Here is an 18494-nt window from a genome sequence, read left to right as displayed (position 1 = left end):
CCTGCTGGTTTGACGCTTTTCGCGCGGCGCTACGCTGCGCGGATGCCGCGGGCCTGAAGCACGGCCTTGAGCCGGCGCACCTCGCGCTCCAGGTCGATGATGAGCGCGGCAGCGTCCAGCCCGACGCCGAAGTCGCGCTCGAGTCGACGCGCTTCCAGCGCGCACTGCAGCGCGTCGCTTTCGAAGCGCCAGTCCTGCGGCGGCCGGTCGGACGCGCGGACCTCGACGATGCCCACTTCGACGAGCTGCACCACCCAGTCGATTCCGGCGCCGCATGCATGTGCGAGTTCGCTCGCCGCAATGGGGTCGGATTCGCTCACTGCGGTGGCGGTGAAGCGCGAAACTGAAACAGTAGCCATGGTCATCACACTCCCAGATGGCGACGCGGATCGAAAGGCGCGACGCGGGCGAGTTCTTCATAGGCCTTGCGCGCAGCGTCGGTGTCGGCCGGCGGCAGGGCGATGTCGATGAGCAGGTAGAGGTCGCCGGGCGTCTTGCCCGCCAGGCCGCGCCCCTTCAGGCGCAGCTTGAGGCCGTTGCGCGCATTGCGCGGCACCGTCACCTCGACGACGCCACCGGTGGGCGTGGGCACCTGCACCTGCGCGCCGAGCGCCGCCTCGGTGGGCGTCACGGGCAGCGTCATGTACAGGTCGCGATCCTCGATGCGGTAGAGCTTGTGCGGCGCGATACGCACTTCCAGGTAGAGGTCGCCCGCCGGCTCGCCGCCATGTCCCGGCATGCCCTGGCCGGCCAGCCGGATGAACTGGCCCGGGCGCACGCCGGCCGGGATCTTCACGCTCAGGGTGCGCGGCTTCCACTGCTGATGGCCTTGCTCGTCGATGTCGAGCGCGCGCAGCGTGATCTCGCGCTCCGCGCCGTTGAGGGCGTCTTCCAGCGTGATCTCGACCGCCGCATGGTGGTCCTCGCCGCGCGCCCGGTAGTTCTGGCGCGCTGCGCCGCGACGCTGTGCCTCGCCGAAGATCGAGGAGAAGAACTCGCTGAAGTCGGCATGGTCGGCCGGACCTTGCCCCGGGCCGCGATGGAACTCGAAGCCTTCGTCCCAGCCCGGTGGCGGACGGAACTCGCCGTCGGGGCTGCCGCCACGCGCCACGCGATCGGCCAGCGCGTCGTAGGCGGCACGCTTTTCCTTGTCGCGCAGCACGTCGTAGGCCTCGTTCAGGTCGCGCATGCGCGACTCGGCGTCCGGCTCCTTGCTGACGTCGGGGTGGTACTTGCGGGCGAGCTTGCGGTAGGTCTTGCGCACTTCCTCCTCGGAGGCGGTGCGCTCGAGGCCCAGCGTCTTGTAGTAGTCCTTGAAGTCCATGGCGTCTGTGGTTATGCGGTGGACCTGTCGGGCGCGCCTCAGGCGATGGCCGCCGCGCCGTCCACCTCTTGCTGCAACAGCGGCCTGATCACCCAGTTGGGGCCATGGCGCTCAAAACGCAATGGCTGCGCGTTGCCCAGCACCGTCAAGTCGGCGGGCACGCCCAGAAGCGCTGCCAGCACATACAGCGAGCCGCCATGTGCCACGACCAGCACCGGGCCGGGCTGGGCGAGGGCGGCTTCGAGCGCTGCGCGCTTGCGGGCCACGAAGACTTCCAGCGACTCGCCGTTCTCCGGATCGCAGGCCCAGTCGATGTCGGCCGAAGACGTGCCGATCAACACGCCGAAGTTGCGCTCGCGCAGCGTTTCGGTCGCCGTCGGCACGAGGCCCAGCGGCGCTGCGACCGTGTGCGCCGTGTCGAAAGCGCGCTGCGCATCGCTGCAAACGATGGTGCGAATGGGCTCGCCCGCGAGCAGTTGGGCCGCGCGCCGGGCCTGCTCCATGCCGGTCTCGTTGAGCGGTTCGTCCGGCGCCTGGAAGATCTTGAGCGCATTGCGCGCCGTCTGCCCGTGCCGCAGAAAGTAGAAGTGGTCGCACGCCGGTGCGAGTGGGTGGGCGGCGCACAGCCGCAAGATTTCCTGAAGTCCGGGTGCCATTGGAAGTCGTCGTCGTCAGAGTTTGGGAATGCGAAGGGTCTTGCTGATCATGAGCGTGCCCGACAGCCCGAACATGAGCACCAGCGGATGCAGCAGCCACGGGCCGATCTGCCACGCGCCGCCCCACACGTTGTCGCCCACGTTGCCTTTCCAGGCGGCCCACGCCAGCACGCCGACCAGCACCACGCTGGTGGGAATGGGCGTGCCCTCGAAATACTTGACCTTGTCGGCGCCTTCCGAAAGCGCTTCGGCCGTCACGTTGTAGCGCGCCAGGCGGCTCACGCCGCAGCCGACGAAGTAGATCAGCACCGCGCAGTCCCAGCCGCCGTCCAGCCCCGCCGCGAAGGCCAGCGCCGCGGGCATCACGCCGAAGGAGATCACGTCGGAGAGTGAATCGAGTTCACGCCCGAGCGCCGAATGCGTTTGCCGCCAGCGCGCCACGCGGCCGTCCAGCACATCGAAGATGAAGGCGGCCGGCGCCAGCGCTGCCGCCCAGAAGAACTGCGCCTGGGAGTGGCTGGCCATGTAGGCCATCGCCAGGAAAACGGCGCCGACACCGCATGCGGCATTGCCCAGCGTGAACACGTCGGCCAGGTGAAAGCCACGGATCATCGAGAAGTGCTTGCGCGGCGTCGGCACGGCGGCTTTGGGGAGTGGGGCCATGGCAGCTTTCTTCTTCAGGTCGTGGTGGCGAGTGCCTGCGGCGCCGCAAGGCCTTCGCCTTTTCGGCTCGACGTCGCATGGGCATTCGCGATGTGGGCAAAACGCTGCAGCAGGCCAGCGGCTTCGGGTGTTTCCTTCACGCCCTTGCGCAGGGCAACCGGATCGACGCCCCCACTTTGCAGCGAATCGGCCATTGTGTCGATATAGCCGCGCATGGCGTCTGCGTTGAACTCGGGGTGAAACTGTACGCCCCACGCGCAATCGCCGACGCGAAAGGCCTGATGGGGCTCGAATGCGTTGCCCGCCAGCACCACGGCGCCCGCCGGCAGCGCGAGCGCGCTTTGCCGATGCACCACATGGGCGGCAAAGCTCGTAGGCAGGTTGCGGAGGAGCGCGTCTTGCGCGGCGTCGCCGGTCAGCGTGACGTGCACCGTGCCGACTTCAAGGCCTGCGGGATGGTCGCCCGCTTCGCCGCCGAGGGCGTGCGCGAGCAATTGATGCCCGTAGCAGATGCCCAGCACCGGCGTGCCCTGCGCGACGACTTGCGCGAGCCAGGCCGCGGTGGTTTCGCTCCATGCTTCGCGGTGCGACACCATGGCGTGCGATCCGCTCACCACCACGCCTGCGCAGTCGGCGGCATCGGGCAGGCTTTCGCCACGGCGAGGGTCCACCACCCGCACGGGAAGCGTTGAGAAAGAGGAAAGTTCAAGGCCTCGGGCGATCCAGTGCTCGAAGTCGCCCTGCGCCTGGCGCAGAGGCTCGAAGGTGTCGCCGGCCTTGATGATGAAGAGGGAGCGGGCGTCGAAATCTGTCATGCCCGCAATGATGCCCGAGCGCATGCGATGGATGAAACCGGCGCGCAGCACAGCCGCTCGGGGCTGTGCGTGCACCCGGCGTTGATCAGCGCAGCCCGAAGAAGGAAAGCACGGCCACGACGACCACGACCAAGCCGACGATGTAGATGATGGAGTTCACGGCTGAAAGCCTCCTGTGTTGAGAGGTCTCCAGCATCTCGCCTTTGCAGCGCAAACCCCGTCGGAAGGTACAGCCTGCGCGTGTAGGACGCACGGGGCAGCCTCTGCGGGAATCGCGCGGTTGTTCAGGTTGCGGCCCGGCAACCTGAACGAGCCCCGGCTTACTTGTCCTTGAGCTGCGGCAGTTCGGTGCCGGTCGAGGGTGCGAGCAGGCCGGTCTTGACGTACGTCATCAGCTTGTCGCGCGTGTCGACGATGTCCAGGTTGCGCATGGTCAGCTGGCCGATGCGGTCGCGCGGCGAGAAGGCGCCTTCGACCTTTTCCATGCTCAGGCGCTCGGGCTTGTACGTGAGGTTGGGCGACTCGGTGTTGAGGATCGAGTAGTCGTTGCCGCGGCGCAGTTCCAGCGTCACTTCGCCGGTGATGGCGCGCGCCACCCAGCGCTGCGCCGTCTCGCGCAGCATGATGGCTTGCGGGTCGAACCAGCGGCCTTGATACAGCAGGCGGCCGAGCTTCAGGCCGTTCATGCGGTATTGCTCGATGGTGTCTTCGTTGTGGGTGCCCGTCACGAGTCGCTCGTACGCGATGTGCAGCAGCGCCAAGCCGGGGGCTTCGTAGATGCCGCGGCTCTTGGCTTCGATGATGCGGTTCTCGATCTGGTCGCTCATGCCTAGGCCGTGGCGCCCGCCGATGCGGTTGGCTTCCATCAGCAGCGCGACGGGGTCGGCAAAAGTCTGGCCGTTGAGGGCGACCGGCTGGCCTTCCTCGAAGCTAATCGACACTTCCTCGCGCTTGACCTCGACTTCGTCCTTCCAGAAGGCAACGCCCATGATCGGGTTGACGATGCGGATGCCGGAGTTGAGGTGCTCCAGGTCCTTGGCTTCGTGCGTGGCGCCGAGCATGTTGGAGTCGGTGCTGTAGGCCTTCTCGGTCGACATCTTGTAGTCGAAGCCGTTGGCGATCATGAACTCCGACATTTCCTTGCGGCCGCCGAGCTCGTCGATGAACAGCTGGTCCAGCCAGGGCTTGTAGATCTTGAGGCCGGGGTTGGTCAGCAAGCCGTAGCGGTAGAAGCGCTCGATGTCGTTGCCCTTGTAGGTGCTGCCGTCGCCCCAGATGTTGACGTCGTCTTCCTTCATCGCGGCCACGAGCATGGTGCCGGTGACGGCACGGCCGATGGGCGTGGTGTTGAAGTAGGTGACGCCGGCGGTGGAGACGTGGAAGGCGCCGGCCTGCAGGGCGGCGATGCCTTCGGCCACGAGTTGCGTGCGGCAGTCGATCAGGCGGGCCTTGGTGGCGCCGTACGCCATGGCCTTGCGCGGGATTTCGTCGTAGTCGGGCTCGTCAGGCTGGCCCAGGTTGGCGGTGTAGGCATAGGGCACCGCGCCCTTTTTCTTCATCCAGAGAAGGGCTGCGCTGGTGTCGAGGCCGCCGGAAAAGGCGATGCCGACCTTCTGGCCGGTGGGGAGGTTCTCAAGGATCGTGCTCATGATGCTGCTCGGGGTATTCGGGTGGAGGGGCCGGAATCGGCCCGCTGCGGAACCCGAAATTGGACCACAACCGGGGGGAGGGTTGGACGCCGCAGGTGCGCCCCTTGTAAACGAATCGGAATCCAGTCCGCGTCTAACGCTTGGACGGGGCGTCCAACTCCCGTGTTTACTCCACTTTCGTGGGGCAACGCCCACTCTGCGAACGCCGTCAAGGGCGATATGCAATACCGCATTTCCAGATTAGCACTCCAACTGGCTCCGACCTTGCCTCGATTAATAGATTGGCTGAAGTCGTGTCTCATCAATAAAAAATGATATCGCAAAGACAAGGGGGCAAGCATTTGACGCGAAATGCCAGAGGTTTTATTTTGAAGAAATTGAATTTTTTCGGTTTTTGCTGATCCGTTCAAATTACGGATCGCGTCATTGCGCTTTATAGTTCTTGAACGATGAGCGCAGCGCATGGACTAGTCTGTCTACTTCTGTATTCTTGCATGCTGGGGATATTTGATGTTCCCATCCATGCTTAACGCGGTGGCTTAGCAGTTTTTCGACCGAAGCAGAAGTGGTGTTCGTTACGAAGAATGGCGTATTGACAGACAAGTCGGTCACAAGCCCGATGAATCCTCTGGCCAAGTGCAGTTGAAGCGATGACGAATAAAATTTGCATTCAATGCCGACATTCACCTTTGATGAGCGCGGGGACACTCGATTTAGTCTGCAGTTCTCAGCTTCGGCTCGATCTAGGACGGCAACATCGAGTTCGTGAAGTACTCGTGATTTCCCCGCAACTTTGATACCGGCATGCACTTCCAAGGTGGGCCTGGAGTTGAATTCAATAACGGCGTGCGTGTAGTTCTGCGCCGTTGAGTAGATAAATCCTGGACTGGTCCTGAGCAGGAGTTCGGTGGCAGGAGATCCATCGCGTCGAACGAATGATACCTTTCCGCCTTCTGCTCTGGCGGCACGAATGACCAAAATTAAAACATATGCTTCAAAAACATCTGAGAGCGCTGAGGCTGCAACCGGACTCGCTGCGATCGCTGAACCGAGTACGGATTTTATTTCTGAGAGCATCACGACTTCCTGATGTCTTGGATGAAACGATCAATGGCCGCGCCTTGACCCCGTGCCATCTCGATGTTTATTGACTCGTCAATAGCTACGGTGGTCTCAACTTCACCTGCCCTCTCGGGCCTGAAGCTAAGGCCCTTAATGTTGTCTTGGAAAAGCGTATCGCGAAGTTCGGCCACCATGACCGTTACCTCAGATATCGCACGCCTTGAAGCCTCAAGCAATAACACGATCGAGTCGGCTTCGGAATACTCAGTTCTTCGAGTAAATTCAGCGGTTGAGCTCTTTTTGAACTCAATTTCTAACGCCCTCTGAGGGCTATCTCTTACCTCCGCCAATGTGCTAATTTTCTCCTCCGATATGCGGCCGGTAGCAAGCTCTTCTCGAACTTGATCTACGATTATTCGATAACCGTGCTCTATAAGAAATTCGGACAAAGACTCAAATATTTCTTTGTTGTTCATGTTGTCAATGTATCTCGCGGTGTCTTAGTGGGCGTCCGTTTTTGGCTTCAACCATTTTGGTCTCAACCGATGATTTGGTATTTTCTAGACCGTAGCCATCCCTCAAATCCGAACGTGATGCGGCGGCAGTGCAGATGCTCGAAAGCGTTTAATTCGCCTCTGTGCTCCGGTCAGGCGAAGACCCCGAACTCACCACCCGCTGATCGTCGTTCAGCGTCGCCGTAAACACCATCGGCGTATTCGGCGGCTGCAGCCAGCGCCATTCCCACTCGGTTTGATTTTTCAACGGATACGGCGTGCGCTTGGCCGGCTTGCCAAGCATCTTGCGCAGGTCCTCCGCACCCATTCCGGGTTGCACCTTCGCGAAGTTTTCCGGCGTCAGCACCTGCCGCAGCGCGCTCATCTTTCCATCGGGACCGATGGTGATCATGTAGTTCTTCTGGCCCTGCGGCTGGCGGTTGAATTCGAGGACGCGGCCGTTGGGGACGTCCCAGATGTTTTCGGGCTCACCGAACCGGGCGCGGACGTCGGCCTCGGTCGAAACACCTTCTTCCAGTTCCTTGATGCGCTGCGGGTCGCAACCCACCACGCAAAGTGCGGCGGCGAGGAGGGCGGTGGCGCGCGCCCAGAGATTCTTTTTCATCTTTCGGCTCCCATGTTGTCTAGCAAGGCAACCAAGTCTATGGCCTCAGTCTTCCTCGCCCAGGAAGCCCCCACTCTGATGCGCCCATAGCCGTGCGTAGAGGCCGCCCTTGGCCAGCAGCGTCCGGTGATCGCCTTCCTCGACGACGCGGCCTTCATCCAGCACCACGAGGCGGTCCATCGCGGCGATGGTCGACAGGCGGTGCGCGATGGCGATCACGGTCTTGCCTTCCATCAGGCGGTACAGGCTGGCCTGGATGGCGGCTTCCACTTCGGAGTCGAGCGCGCTGGTGGCTTCGTCGAGCAGCAGGATCGGCGCGTCCTTCAGCATCACCCGCGCGATGGCGATGCGCTGGCGCTGTCCGCCCGAGAGCTTGACGCCACGTTCGCCGACGTGCGCGGTGTAGCCGTGCCGGCCGGTCGCGTCGCTCAGCGCCTGGATGAATTCATGCGCTTCGGCGCGCTCGGCCGCGGCCTGGACTTGCGTCTCGGTGGCATCCGGACGTCCGTACGCGATGTTGTCGGCCACCGAGCGGTGCATCAGCGAGGTGTCCTGCGTGACCATGCCCACGTGCGCGCGCAGCGAGTCCTGCTTGACGCGTGCAATGTCCTGCCCATCGACCAAAATGCGCCCGTCTTCCAGGTCATGAAAGCGCAGCAGCAGGTTCACCAGCGTCGACTTGCCGGCGCCCGATCGACCCACCAAGCCGATCTTTTCGCCAGCTTTCACGGTGAGGGTCAGGTCGTCGATGACACGCCGCGTTGCCTGCCCTTCGCGGCCGTAGCTGAAGCGCACGTTTTCGAAGCGCACTTCACCGCGCGGCACGTCGAGCGCGACGGCATCCGGCGCGTCGAGCACCGTGCGCGGGCGCGAGAGGGTCTTCATCCCGTCCTGCACCGTGCCGATGTTCTCGAACAGGCTCGCCATCTCCCACATGATCCAGTGCGACATGCCCTGCAGCCGCAGCGCCATGGCCGTGGCGGCAGCCACCGCGCCGACGCCGATCGTGCCCTGCGACCATAGCCACAGCGCAGTGCCCGCCATTCCGCCTGTGAGCGCCATGCTGAGCGTGTGGTTGACGATCTCGAAGGCGCTCACCAGCCGCATCTGTCCATAACCGGTGACGATGAAATCCTGCATCGCCGCCCGCGCAAATCCGGCCTCGCGCTGCGCGTGCGAGAAGAGCTTGACGGTCGCGATGTTGGTGTAGGCGTCGGTCACGCGGCCAGTCATGAGCGAGCGCGCATCGGCTTGCGCCTTGCCGATCTTGCCCAGGCGCGGCACGAAGAAAAACATCGTCGCGATGTAGAGCACCAGCCAGGCGATGAAGGGCCAGATGAGGTAGCTGTCGAAGGCGCCGGCCAGGATGATCATGGTCGCGACGTAGACCATCATCGCCACCAGCACGTCAGCCAGCACGAAGATGGTGTCGCGCACGGCCAGCGCCGTCTGCATGACCTTGGCCGTGATGCGTCCCGCAAACTCATCCTGATAGAACGCCAGGCTCTGGCCGAGCATCAAGCGGTGGAAGTTCCAGCGCATGCGCATCGGCAGGTTCACCGCCAGCGTCTGGTGCTTGACGATGGTCTGCAGCGCGACGAAGGCGATGCTCGCGACCAGCACCAGTGCCAGCCACCCGAGCGTGGTGCCGCGCTCGGCCCACAGCTGCTGCGGCGCCACGCCGCCGATCCAGTCGACGATGCGGCCGAGGATGGCGAACAGCAGCGCCTCGAAGGCCGACATCGCCGCGGTGAGCAGGGCCATCGCAAGGATCTTGCCGCGCAGGCCCTGCGTGCAGGCCCACAGAAAGGCAAAGAAGCCGGACGGCGGCGGCATCGGCTCGTCGTCGGGGTAGGGATGCAGGAGTTTTTCGAAGAAGCTGAACAAGAGGCAAAGTCTCCCAAGGAGGCGAGACTTTAGCCGCGCAGGCGCGGTCGGGTGCTGGCTCGGGCAACAAGCCCAGTATCGGCAGGCATTTGTGGTGAAGCGCATCGGCGCGAACACGACGTGCGCGCCGGCGTCACGCGGAGACGGGATGCACGCAAAGGTCGATTCGAACGTACATTCGCATCGCCATGAGCCACTCGCGCAGGACCATCGCCATTGATACGCCCACGCCAGCGATCGGGAAGGGCACGCCGCCAGCGCCGCTGACGTTCCGCGAGGCCTTCATCTTCTGGCTGAAGCTGGGCTTCATCAGCTTCGGCGGGCCGGCGGGGCAGATCGCGATCATGCATGAGGAGCTGGTCGAGCGGCGGCGCTGGATTTCAGAGAAGCGCTTTTTGCACGCGCTGAACTACTGCATGCTGTTGCCGGGCCCGGAGGCGCAGCAGCTGGCGACCTACATCGGCTGGCTCATGCACCGGAGCTGGGGTGGCGTGGTGGCGGGCGGCTTGTTCGTGCTGCCCTCGCTGTTCATCCTCATCGCGCTGTCGTGGGTCTACATGGCTTTCGGCAACGTGCCAGCGGTGGCTGGCGTGCTGTATGGCATCAAGCCTGCCGTGACGGCCATCGTCGTGTTCGCGGCGTGGCGCATCGGCTCGCGGGCGTTGAAGGGCGCGTGGTTGTGGGGCATCGCCGTTGCGGCCTTCGTGGCCATCTTTGCCCTTCACGTGCCCTTTCCGCTGATCGTGCTGGCCGCGGCGGTGATCGGCGCCCTGGGGGGATGGCTGGCCCCAGGCAAGTTCGTGGTGGGCGGGGGCCATGGCAAGGTGGTGAAGTCGCTCGGACCCGCATGGATCGACGATGCGACTCCGCCGCCCGCGCATGCGCGCTTTTCGTGGGTGCACTTCTGGTGGGTCGTGGTGGTGGCCCTGGGCCTTTGGGGGCTCGCCATCGGCGCGCTGACGGCGCTGTACGGCTGGGACGCCGTGCTCACGCAGATGGCGTGGTTCTTCACCAAGGCGGCGCTGCTGACTTTCGGGGGTGCCTATGCGGTGCTGCCCTATGTGTACCAGGGCGCGGTGGAGCACCACCAATGGCTGACCGGCGCCCAGATGATCGATGGACTCGCGTTGGGCGAAACGACGCCGGGGCCGCTCATCATGGTGGTGGCCTTTGTCGGGTTCGTGGGCGGCTGGACGAAGGAGATCTTCGGTGCCGGCTCGTGGCTGCTGTCGGGGGCGGTGGCGGCGACGGTGGTGACCTTCTTCACCTTCCTGCCGTCGTTCTTCTTCATCTTTTTGGGCGGGCCGTTCATCGAGTCGACGCACGGCAAGCTCAGGTTCACGGCGCCGCTCACGGCCATCACGGCCGCGGTGGTCGGGGTGATCGTGAACCTGGCGGTGTTTTTTGCCTGGCATGTGCTATGGCCCAAGGGGTTCGCGGGCGCCTTTGAATGGGCGTCGGCGCTCATCGGGGTGGCGGCGGCGGTGGCGCTGTTTCGCTTCAAGGCCGGCGTCATTCCCGTCATCGTGGCCGCGGGCTTGCTCGGATGGGGGTGGAGCCTGCTGCGGTAGTGGTGGCCCGCCTCATCGCTGGCCTGCCGCCCTGGCGCGCAGGGCCGCGAATTCGGCTTCGATTTCCTCGTTGGACCGGCCGACGGCGGCAGGGGTCGCCGGGGCTTCCTTGATGGCGTCGGCCTTGCGGCTGCGGGCTTCCTCCTGTTCGCCCGCTTGTCGCTGGCGCTGGATGAATTCGCGCATCAGCTCGCGCATGAGCTGGGATGCCGGCCGGTGGGCGGCGCGCGCTGCGGCCCTGAAGCTGTCCCGCAGATCGGGTTCGAGCTTCAACGTGAAAACGGCCTCCTTGGTGATGGGTGGGCCTCCCCCCTGAATATTTTTGGTGCGCATGAGAGATCTTGTTTTTAGAAAAAATGCATCGACAAAAAGTCGTGCGGGAATCAGGATACTGTATAAAAATACAGTAATCAAGATTCCATCATGGGCCTCCTTTCCCTTCACTCCTCCCTGGTTCCCGCAGGCCAGCCCATCTGGCGCGGCGACGAGTTGGGCGCGGCCGACGCGGCGGTCATTTCCACGGGCCACGCCGCGCTCGACGCCCAGTTGCCCGGCGGCGGCTGGCCGGTGGGTGCGCTCACCGAAGTGCTGCAGTCCAGCCCCCAGGCGCATGCCTGGCAACTGGTGCTGCCGGCCTTGGCGCAGGCGGTGCGGCAAAAGAGCGGGCCGGTGGCGCTGATCGGCTCGCCCTACGAGCCTTTTGCGCCTGCCCTGGCGGCGGGCGGCTTGCCATCCGAGGCCTTGCTCTGGATTCGCAGCGAAGCCCCGGCTGCGCGGCTGTGGGCCTGCGAGCAGGCGCTGCGCTGCGCCGAAGTGGCGGCGGTGTTGGCGTGGCTGCCACGTGCGCGGGTGGGGGAGTTGCGTCGGCTGCAGCTCGCGGCGGCGCAGCATGAGGCCTTGCTTTTCGTCTTCCGGCCGGAATCGGTGGCGCTGTCGGCTTCGCCTGCACGCCTGCGCCTGCAGGTGGCCGATGCGGCGATGGCGGCCGAAGCGGGCGCGGCAGGGCAGCAGCAAATGGACATCCACATCCTCAAGCGTCGCGGGCCGCCGCTGGCAGCGCCCGTCGTGCTGCCAGCGCGCAGCGAGCGCATGACGGCCCTGCTGGCTGCGAGCCAGTTGCGGCGCAAGGCGCGGCGGTGGCAGGAGGCTCCCGTGCCGCGGGAGGAAAGCGCGACGGTGGTGCGCATCGAGGCTTCGCCACTTTTGTTGTTGAAGCAGGAACGGACTTATGCAATGGATCGCATTGCGTTGGCCGCTTGAAACCCATCCGGCTTCTGCCCCCGCTCCTCCCATGCCCAGCCTCGAAGCCCTGGGCTGGTGGGCGCTGCAGTTCACGCCGCGCGTGGCCTGGGTCGATGAGGGCCTGTTGCTCGAAGTCTCGGCCTGCGAGCGGCTGTGGGGTGGGCGCCAGTCGCTGATGCGCGAAATGGCGCGGCTCAATCCCGCGGAGCCGGTGCGTCTCCAGCAGGCGCAGGGCGCGACCAGCCTGGTGGCGCTGGCGCGGTTGCGGCTGTTTGCGCGCGGCCAGCGTTCCGGCGCCGACCTGCCGGGCAGCCTGCCGCTGGACACCCTGAGCGCGGCGCGCGATCACCTCGACGTGCTGGCGCGCATGGGCTGCCGCACCTGGGGCGACCTGGACGCCCTGCCGCGCGGCGGACTGGTGCGGCGCTTCGGTGCCGGCCTGCGCAACGCGCTCGACGTGGCCTGGGGACGCGTGCCCGAACAACACGCATGGCTCACGTTGCCCGATGTGTTCGACCAGAAGATCGAGTTGCCCGCGCTCGCCGAGAACGCCTCTGAACTCATGTGGTCGGCCAACCGCCTGCTGACCAGCCTGCAGATCTGGCTGCGGGCCCGCCAGCGCGGCGCGCTCGCGCTGGAACTGCAATGGACGCTCGACCTCAAGCGCTACAACGGCGTGAACCTGCCGCCGCATGAACAGATTGCCGTGCGCACGGCAGAGCCCACGCAGGACATGGCGCATCTGCGCCGCCTGCTGACCGAGCGCCTTGCATTGACACGCCTCGCCGCGCCCGCCAGCTGGCTGCGGCTGCGCTCGCTCGACACCACGCCATGGGCCGGCGCCAGCACGAGTTTCCTGCCGGAAGACAACCGCAAGGGCGACAAGCTGCACGAACTGGTCGAGCGGCTCGGCGCGCGCCTGGGTGCCGACCAGGTCGTCATGCCCGTCGCGCAGGCGGACCATCGGCCCGAGCACATGCAGGCGTGGCAACCCGCGATGAAAAGAATCCGGGCAACCAAGGGCAAGGTGCGCGCGGGCCGGGCAGGGGAGACGGTCGCGGCGCCGGCGCGTGTGCCCGCATCAGCATCGGCGTCGGCGTCGGAATCGCCATCGCCATCAACGGCACCGGCACCAGCACCAGCCATGCCCCCCGGCAGCCTCTACCCCCCGTGGCTGCTGCACAAACCCCTGCCGCTCGAAGTGCGCAATGGCCATCCGCATTACCAGGGGCGCCTGAGCAAGCTCATCGGCCCGCAGCGCCTGGAGACCGGCTGGTGGGACGACGGCCATCTCGCGGTGCGTGACTACTTCATCGCCGAAAGCCCGGGCGCGGGGCTCGTCTGGATTTTTCGGGAACGGCCCACGGCGTGGTTGGCGGAAGACACGCCGCGCTGGTTCCTTCAAGGCCTGTATGCCTGAACTCAGCGACAAGGAACTGCGGGCACGCAAGAAGCTGCGCGTGCTCGAACTGCCGAGCCGACCAAGCAAGCCCGGGCCCGCGCCGCTGCTGCCGGCCTATGCCGAACTGCATTGCGTTTCGAACTTCAGCTTCCAGCGCGGCGCATCGAACCCCGAGGAGTTGATCGAGCGCGCCTACCGGCTGGGTTACGAGGCGCTGGCCGTCACCGACGAATGCTCGGTGGCTGGCGTGGTGCGCGCGCATGTGGGCCTGCGCGACTACCTCGAAGCCCTGGCCGAGGAGGAAAAAGAAAATCCGCAGGAAGCACCTCTTGCGCGCAACCACGCTTTCCGCTTCCTGCCGGGCAGCGAATTCCGCTTCGAGCGCTTCAGCCTGGTGGCCATCGTCCACGACCTGGAAGGCTGGGGCAACCTGTGCGAGTTCATCACCGCGGCGCGCATGTCGGCGCCCAAGGGCGAGTACCACGTGAACTGGGAAGAAAGCGACGTCGCCTCGTTGCAGCACTGCGAGATTCTTTTCGTGCCGCACCGCGTGCCCGACCTCGATGTCGAACAGCTCCTTGCCGACCTGCAACGCGCCGCCGGCTTCTTCGGCAAGCACCTGTGGCTGGCCGTCGAACTGCTCAACGAGTTCGACGACGACCTTTGGCTCGTCACCTTGCAGCGTGCTGGCGAGCAGGCCCATGTGCCCCTGGTGGCCAGCGGCGACGTGCACATGCACAAGCGATCGCGCAAGGCCCTGCAGGACGTCATCACCGCCGTGCGCGAAGGCAAGAGCGTGCGCGAATGCGGCTTTGCACTGCAGCGCAACGCCGAGCGCCACCTGCGCCCGCGCATGCGCCTGGCGGAGCTGTATCCGCCGGAACTGCTTGCCAACACCGTCGAGATTGCCAGCCGCTGCCACTTCAACCTCGACGTGATCCGCGAGCACTACAAGTACCCGCTCGAAAACGTCGCAGGCGGCGAGACGCCCGCGCAGACGCTGGAGCGCAAGACCTGGGAAGGCGCTCGCGACCGATATCCGAACGGCGTGCCCGGGAAGGTGAGCAAGCAGATCAAGCATGAACTCAAGCTCATCCTCGAGATGAACTACGAGATGTTCTTCCTCACGGTGGAGGACATCGTTCATTTCGCGCGCAGCCAGAACATCCTGTGCCAGGGGCGCGGCTCCTCGGCCAATTCGGCGGTGTGCTACTGCCTGGGCATCACCGCGATCAATCCCGAGAAAGGCACCTTGCTGTTCGAGCGCTTCATGAGCCGCGAACGCCGCGAGCCGCCGGACATCGACGTGGACTTCGAGCACCAGCGGCGCGAAGAGGTCATCCAGTACATCTACCAGAAGTACGGCCGCGAGCGCGCGGCCATCGCGGCGGTCGTCATCACCTACCGCTCGCGCAGCGCCTTGCGCGACGTGGGCAAGGCGATGGGCGTCGATCCGCGCCTGATCGACGAATTCGCCAAGGACCATTACTGGTTCGACGACGATGTGCATGAAGAACGCATGCTCGAAGCAGCCGAGCGAAGCGGCGTGCACGAAGACGAATTCAAGCTGCGCCAGTGGATCGAACTCACGCACGCGCTCAAGGGCTTTCCGCGCCACCTGAGCCAGCACGTGGGCGGCTTCGTGCTCACGCAGACGCGGCTCACGCGCCTCGTGCCGGTGGAGAACGCGGCCATGAAAGACCGCTCCATCATCCAGTGGGAAAAAGACGACCTCGAAGCCATGGGCATGCTCAAGGTCGACGTGCTGGCGCTGGGCATGCTCAGCGCCATCCGGCGCGCGCTGGCGATGCGCAGCACCTGGCGCGGCGTGCCGATGGAGATGCACCAGATTCCGCAAGCCGAGGAGAAGGTCTACGACATGATCTGCGACGCCGACACCATTGGCGTGTTCCAGATCGAGAGTCGCGCGCAGATGTCGATGCTGCCGCGCTTCAAGCCGCGCACCTATGAAGACCTGGTGATCGAAGTCGCCATCGTGCGGCCCGGGCCCATCCAGGGCGGCATGGTGCATCCGTATCTGAAGAACCGCGACAAGATCCGCAAGGGCGACGAACTTCATTACCCGTACCCCGCGCTCAAGCCCGCGCTCGAGCGAACACTCGGCGTGCCCATCTTCCAGGAGCAGGTGATGCAGATCGCGATGATCGCGGCCGCCTTCACCGCCGACCAGGCCGATCGCCTGCGCCGCTCGATGGCCGCGTGGAAGCGCAAGGGTGGCATCGAGAAGTTCTACAAGCCGCTGGTGAGCGGCATGATCGAACGCGGCTACGACCCCGATTTCTCCGAGAACATCTTCAAGCAGATCCTGGGCTTTGGCGAATACGGTTTTCCGGAAAGCCACGCGGCCAGTTTTGCGCTGCTGGTCTATGTGAGCTGCTGGCTCAAGTACCACGAGCCGGCCTGCTTCCTGGCGGCGCTGCTTGATTCACAGCCGATGGGTTTTTATTCGCCCTCGCAACTGGTGCAGGACGCGCGCCGGCACGGCATCGAAGTGCGGCCGGTGGACGTCACCGAAAGCGGGATGGATTGCAGCTTGCAGCCGCGTGCGCCCGATGCGCCGAATCCATCGCCCACCACCGATGCACGCTTCATGGATCGACTCGGTGACGAAGGGCAGCCCGCGGTGCGGCTGGGCCTGCGCCGCGTGGGAAGCCTCAGCGACGCGGGCGCGGAACGCATCGTGAAAGCCCGTGCGCAAGCCCCTTTCACCAGCACCGAGGACCTCTGCCTGCGCGCCGAACTCGACGCACGCGACATGGCGGCATTGGCCTCGGCCGATGCGCTGCTCTCGCTCTCGGGCCATCGCCGCCAGCAGGTGTGGGACGCCACCGCGCAGCGCCGCTCGCCCGCATTGCTGAAAGGCGTGCCGATCAACGAAGAGGCGCTGGAACTGCCCGCAGCGCCCGAAGGCGAGGAGATCGTCGGCGACTACGCCTCGCTCGGCTTCACGCTGCGCCGCCATCCGCTCGAACTGCTGCGCCCGCGCCTGGCGCGCATGCGGCTGTCGAGCGCGGCGCAACTGCGCCATCTCCCCAACGGCCACACCGTGCGTGCCTGCGGCATCGTCATGGGCCGCCAGCGTCCGCAGACCGCCAAGAACACCATGTTCGTCACGCTCGAGGACGAAACGGGCAACATCAACGTCATCGTGTGGAGCGACGTGGCCGATGCGTGGCGCGAGCCGCTGCTCAAGTCGAAGCTGCTCGCGGTGCAGGGCACGTGGCAGCGCGACGTGGACAGCGGCGGCGAGGTGCGCCACATCCTGGCCACGGGCTTCAAGGATCTGACGCCGCTGCTGGGCCGGCTCGCGGACAGCAACCGCAGCCGGGACTTCCACTGACCAAACGGGCGAGCCGATTGCCGGCACACGCTGCTTTTCGCTAATCTTTGAACATGCCTGCTTCCGCTGAAAGCCCCTTGCCGCCGTCGCCCGAAATTCCCTTCGGCCGCCTGCACGCGCGCCGCCTGCGCGAGGTGTATCGCTCGGCCGGCTGGCCCTGCTGCGATGCCATCGAGGTCGAGTTGCTGGCGGCCGGCCTGCTGCAGCGCGTGCAGTCGACGCATGGCCACGAGACCCTGCGCGTCACCGATGCCGGCATCGCCCGCATCGCCGAGACCCTCAGCACCAACCGCGCCGTGATGTCGGCGCACGAGGCCCTGGTGGAACTGGTGGCCCGCGAGATGACGCGCTCGGGCCGCATCGCCTGGCGCGGCCTGAGCCTGCGCGCGCTGATTCCTGGCGCGGCGGAAGGCGACAAGCCGCGCTGGTGCATCGCGAAGCCGGACGTCTTTTCCATTCGCAACACCAGCGTTGAAGCCTATGCCCAGCCCATCGTCCACGAGATCAAGGTGCGGCGCGCCGACCTCATCTCCGACCTGCGCAAGCCCGACAAGCGCGCGGCCTACCTCGACTTGGGAGGGGAGTGCTGGTACGTGCTGGGTTGCGATGCGCGGGGCCGGCCGATCGGCGCGCCGGACGAAATCCCCGCCGGCTGCGGCGTGATGTTGGCCGAGGCGGGCCGGTTGGTGGTCGCCAGGGCGGCTGTGCATCGGGCGCTGCCGCGCATGCCCTTCTCCGTGTGGCTGGCGCTGGCGAAAGCGCAACCCGTGCCCGGTTTCGACGATGAGGTGCAAAGCCTGCTGAACGGCCATTTGGGGGAGCCGAACGGCGAATGACGAATGGACACAATTAGAAGAATTAAGCACAATTGCTTACATGGATCGCGACCCCTATTACGACTCGGCAAGAGACAAACCGGACAGATCGGAGTTCGGTTCGCTGCGCATGCCCATGCATGAGAGCAGGGCGCCGCGCGCGTCCGTCAAGCCGTGGGGCCGCATCATCTTCGTGGTCGGCGCCGTCGTCTTGCTGGTGATGCTGGCCAGGCGCCTGCTGGCCTGATCCATCTCGCCGGTTGTCATCGCAGGCATCCGCGCGCCGGCTGCGGACTTTGTTCCATCTGTGCGATAAAGCCTTCCCGCATTCCCCACCTTGCGAAAAAGGATCCATCGCATGACCCGATTGATCGCCCTTTCCGGCGCGCTGCGAAAGGCCTCCTACAACACGGCCTTGCTCAACGCCGCGGTCGAACTGGCGCCCGAGGGCTGCGAGGTGATCGCCGGATCGATTCGCGGCATTCCGCTGTACGACGGCGACGTGGAGGCCAGCGAAGGCATCCCGCAGGTGGTCAGCGAGCTGAAGGACCTGATCGCCGGTGCCGATGGCCTCATGCTCTTCACCCCCGAATACAACAACGGCATTCCCGGCGTGTTCAAGAACGCCATCGACTGGCTGAGCCGTCCGGCCGCCGACATGGGCCGTGTGTTTGGCGGCAAGCCCGTCGCGCTGTGCGGCGCATCGCCGGGCCCCTGGGGCACGGCGCTGAGCCAGAACGCGTGGCTGGCGGTGCTGCGGGCGCTGGAACTGGACATCTGGTCCAAGGGGCGCCTGCTGGTGCCACGCGCCCACACGCTGGTGGACGCGCAGGGCCGCCTCACCGACGACGCGACGCGCCAGCGCCTGGCCGCCTTCGTGGCCGGGTTCCACGCCTACGTCCGGAAGCACGCCGGAACCTAAGTGCGG

Annotated in this window: 18 protein-coding genes; 7 read left to right on the top strand and 11 right to left on the bottom strand. The window is 65.4% G+C overall.

Features of this window, described 5'->3' with window-relative positions:
• Nucleotides 1-29 precede the first annotated feature (29 nt).
• The 10 genes from QTI66_RS11500 to QTI66_RS11455 all read right to left on the bottom strand — a co-directional run bounded on the left by QTI66_RS11500 (nt 30) and on the right by QTI66_RS11455 (nt 9175).
• The gene (locus tag QTI66_RS11500; protein WP_286559632.1) at nt 30-359 is read right to left on the bottom strand and encodes a chaperone modulator CbpM; all 330 of its coding nucleotides are present in this window, start codon (nt 357-359) and stop codon (nt 30-32) included.
• Between the two features lie 5 nt (nt 360-364).
• Nucleotides 365-1324, bottom strand: coding sequence for a DnaJ C-terminal domain-containing protein (locus tag QTI66_RS11495; protein ID WP_286559631.1), 960 nt, complete (start codon nt 1322-1324; stop codon nt 365-367).
• Between the two features lie 38 nt (nt 1325-1362).
• A complete protein-coding gene (locus QTI66_RS11490; protein ID WP_286559630.1) occupies nt 1363-1980 on the bottom strand; it encodes a histidine phosphatase family protein in 618 nt (205 codons plus the stop codon).
• Between the two features lie 15 nt (nt 1981-1995).
• Nucleotides 1996-2643 (bottom strand): CDP-alcohol phosphatidyltransferase family protein, encoded by a 648-nt coding sequence (locus QTI66_RS11485; RefSeq protein ID WP_286559629.1) that lies wholly within the window; start codon nt 2641-2643, stop codon nt 1996-1998.
• Nucleotides 2644-2657: 14 nt separating this feature from the next.
• The gene (locus QTI66_RS11480) at nt 2658-3458 is read right to left on the bottom strand and encodes a glutamine amidotransferase (protein ID WP_286559628.1); all 801 of its coding nucleotides are present in this window, start codon (nt 3456-3458) and stop codon (nt 2658-2660) included.
• 320 nt (nt 3459-3778) lie between these two features.
• Entirely contained in the window at nt 3779-5107 is a 1329-nt protein-coding gene (gene argG / locus QTI66_RS11475; protein ID WP_286559627.1) for an argininosuccinate synthase, read from the bottom strand.
• A gap of 423 nt (nt 5108-5530) precedes the next feature.
• Nucleotides 5531-6187: a hypothetical protein gene (locus QTI66_RS11470; protein ID WP_286559626.1), complete on the bottom strand. Its 657-nt coding sequence runs from the start codon at nt 6185-6187 to the stop codon at nt 5531-5533.
• Nucleotides 6184-6645, bottom strand: a complete 462-nt coding sequence (locus tag QTI66_RS11465; protein ID WP_286559625.1) for a hypothetical protein — start codon at nt 6643-6645, stop codon at nt 6184-6186. Before QTI66_RS11465 ends, QTI66_RS11470 begins: the two co-directional genes overlap by 4 nt.
• 148 nt (nt 6646-6793) lie before the next feature.
• Nucleotides 6794-7288, bottom strand: a complete 495-nt coding sequence (locus tag QTI66_RS11460; protein WP_286559624.1) for an outer membrane protein assembly factor BamE — start codon at nt 7286-7288, stop codon at nt 6794-6796.
• Nucleotides 7289-7333: 45 nt separating this feature from the next.
• Complete coding sequence (locus QTI66_RS11455) at nt 7334-9175, bottom strand: ABC transporter ATP-binding protein (RefSeq protein WP_286559623.1); 1842 nt, start codon at nt 9173-9175, stop codon at nt 7334-7336.
• A gap of 188 nt (nt 9176-9363) precedes the next feature.
• Between QTI66_RS11455 and chrA the strand changes: the two genes are divergently transcribed.
• A complete protein-coding gene (gene chrA / locus QTI66_RS11450; protein ID WP_286559622.1) occupies nt 9364-10746 on the top strand; it encodes a chromate efflux transporter in 1383 nt (460 codons plus the stop codon).
• A 12-nt stretch (nt 10747-10758) separates the two neighbouring features.
• Here the strand turns inward: chrA and QTI66_RS11445 are convergent, their stop codons facing one another.
• The gene (locus tag QTI66_RS11445; protein ID WP_353506192.1) at nt 10759-11160 is read right to left on the bottom strand and encodes a hypothetical protein; all 402 of its coding nucleotides are present in this window, start codon (nt 11158-11160) and stop codon (nt 10759-10761) included.
• A 9-nt stretch (nt 11161-11169) separates the two neighbouring features.
• On the opposite strand from QTI66_RS11445, the gene imuA reads away from it, so the two are divergent.
• From imuA to QTI66_RS11415, 6 genes are all read left to right on the top strand, one after another.
• Nucleotides 11170-12006, top strand: a complete 837-nt coding sequence (gene imuA, locus QTI66_RS11440) for a translesion DNA synthesis-associated protein ImuA (protein ID WP_286559621.1) — start codon at nt 11170-11172, stop codon at nt 12004-12006.
• Entirely contained in the window at nt 11975-13408 is a 1434-nt protein-coding gene (locus QTI66_RS11435) for a Y-family DNA polymerase (RefSeq protein ID WP_286559620.1), read from the top strand. Before imuA ends, QTI66_RS11435 begins: the two co-directional genes overlap by 32 nt.
• Nucleotides 13401-16751, top strand: a complete 3351-nt coding sequence (locus QTI66_RS11430; protein WP_286559619.1) for an error-prone DNA polymerase — start codon at nt 13401-13403, stop codon at nt 16749-16751. Before QTI66_RS11435 ends, QTI66_RS11430 begins: the two co-directional genes overlap by 8 nt.
• Nucleotides 16752-16804: 53 nt before the next feature.
• On the top strand, nt 16805-17587 hold the full coding sequence (locus QTI66_RS11425) for a hypothetical protein (RefSeq protein WP_286559618.1): 783 nt from the start codon (nt 16805-16807) through the stop codon (nt 17585-17587).
• A gap of 40 nt (nt 17588-17627) precedes the next feature.
• Nucleotides 17628-17813 (top strand): hypothetical protein, encoded by a 186-nt coding sequence (locus QTI66_RS11420; protein WP_286559617.1) that lies wholly within the window; start codon nt 17628-17630, stop codon nt 17811-17813.
• A 111-nt stretch (nt 17814-17924) separates the two neighbouring features.
• Nucleotides 17925-18488 (top strand): NADPH-dependent FMN reductase, encoded by a 564-nt coding sequence (locus QTI66_RS11415; RefSeq protein WP_286559616.1) that lies wholly within the window; start codon nt 17925-17927, stop codon nt 18486-18488.
• The last annotated feature ends 6 nt before the right edge of the window (nt 18489-18494 follow it).

Origin of the sequence: Variovorax brevis (assembly GCF_030317105.1) — a bacterium.
Lineage (GTDB): Bacteria > Pseudomonadota > Gammaproteobacteria > Burkholderiales > Burkholderiaceae_C > Variovorax > Variovorax brevis.
This window is presented reverse-complemented; position numbering and strand designations above follow the sequence as displayed.

What these genes read in the sequence shown, in the direction of transcription:
- QTI66_RS11500 (WP_286559632.1), bottom strand. Translation starts at nt 359, where the DNA reads ATGGCTACTGTTTCAGTTTCGCGCTTCACCGCCACCGCAGTGAGCGAA.
- QTI66_RS11495 (WP_286559631.1), bottom strand. Translation starts at nt 1,324, where the DNA reads ATGGACTTCAAGGACTACTACAAGACGCTGGGCCTCGAGCGCACCGCC.
- QTI66_RS11490 (WP_286559630.1), bottom strand. Translation starts at nt 1,980, where the DNA reads ATGGCACCCGGACTTCAGGAAATCTTGCGGCTGTGCGCCGCCCACCCA.
- QTI66_RS11485 (WP_286559629.1), bottom strand. Translation starts at nt 2,643, where the DNA reads ATGGCCCCACTCCCCAAAGCCGCCGTGCCGACGCCGCGCAAGCACTTC.
- QTI66_RS11480 (WP_286559628.1), bottom strand. Translation starts at nt 3,458, where the DNA reads ATGACAGATTTCGACGCCCGCTCCCTCTTCATCATCAAGGCCGGCGAC.
- argG (WP_286559627.1), bottom strand. Translation starts at nt 5,107, where the DNA reads ATGAGCACGATCCTTGAGAACCTCCCCACCGGCCAGAAGGTCGGCATC.
- QTI66_RS11465 (WP_286559625.1), bottom strand. Translation starts at nt 6,645, where the DNA reads ATGAACAACAAAGAAATATTTGAGTCTTTGTCCGAATTTCTTATAGAG.
- QTI66_RS11460 (WP_286559624.1), bottom strand. Translation starts at nt 7,288, where the DNA reads ATGAAAAAGAATCTCTGGGCGCGCGCCACCGCCCTCCTCGCCGCCGCA.
- chrA (WP_286559622.1), top strand. Translation starts at nt 9,364, where the DNA reads ATGAGCCACTCGCGCAGGACCATCGCCATTGATACGCCCACGCCAGCG.
- imuA (WP_286559621.1), top strand. Translation starts at nt 11,170, where the DNA reads ATGGGCCTCCTTTCCCTTCACTCCTCCCTGGTTCCCGCAGGCCAGCCC.
- QTI66_RS11435 (WP_286559620.1), top strand. Translation starts at nt 11,975, where the DNA reads ATGCAATGGATCGCATTGCGTTGGCCGCTTGAAACCCATCCGGCTTCT.
- QTI66_RS11430 (WP_286559619.1), top strand. Translation starts at nt 13,401, where the DNA reads ATGCCTGAACTCAGCGACAAGGAACTGCGGGCACGCAAGAAGCTGCGC.
- QTI66_RS11425 (WP_286559618.1), top strand. Translation starts at nt 16,805, where the DNA reads ATGCCTGCTTCCGCTGAAAGCCCCTTGCCGCCGTCGCCCGAAATTCCC.
- QTI66_RS11420 (WP_286559617.1), top strand. Translation starts at nt 17,628, where the DNA reads ATGGATCGCGACCCCTATTACGACTCGGCAAGAGACAAACCGGACAGA.
- QTI66_RS11415 (WP_286559616.1), top strand. Translation starts at nt 17,925, where the DNA reads ATGACCCGATTGATCGCCCTTTCCGGCGCGCTGCGAAAGGCCTCCTAC.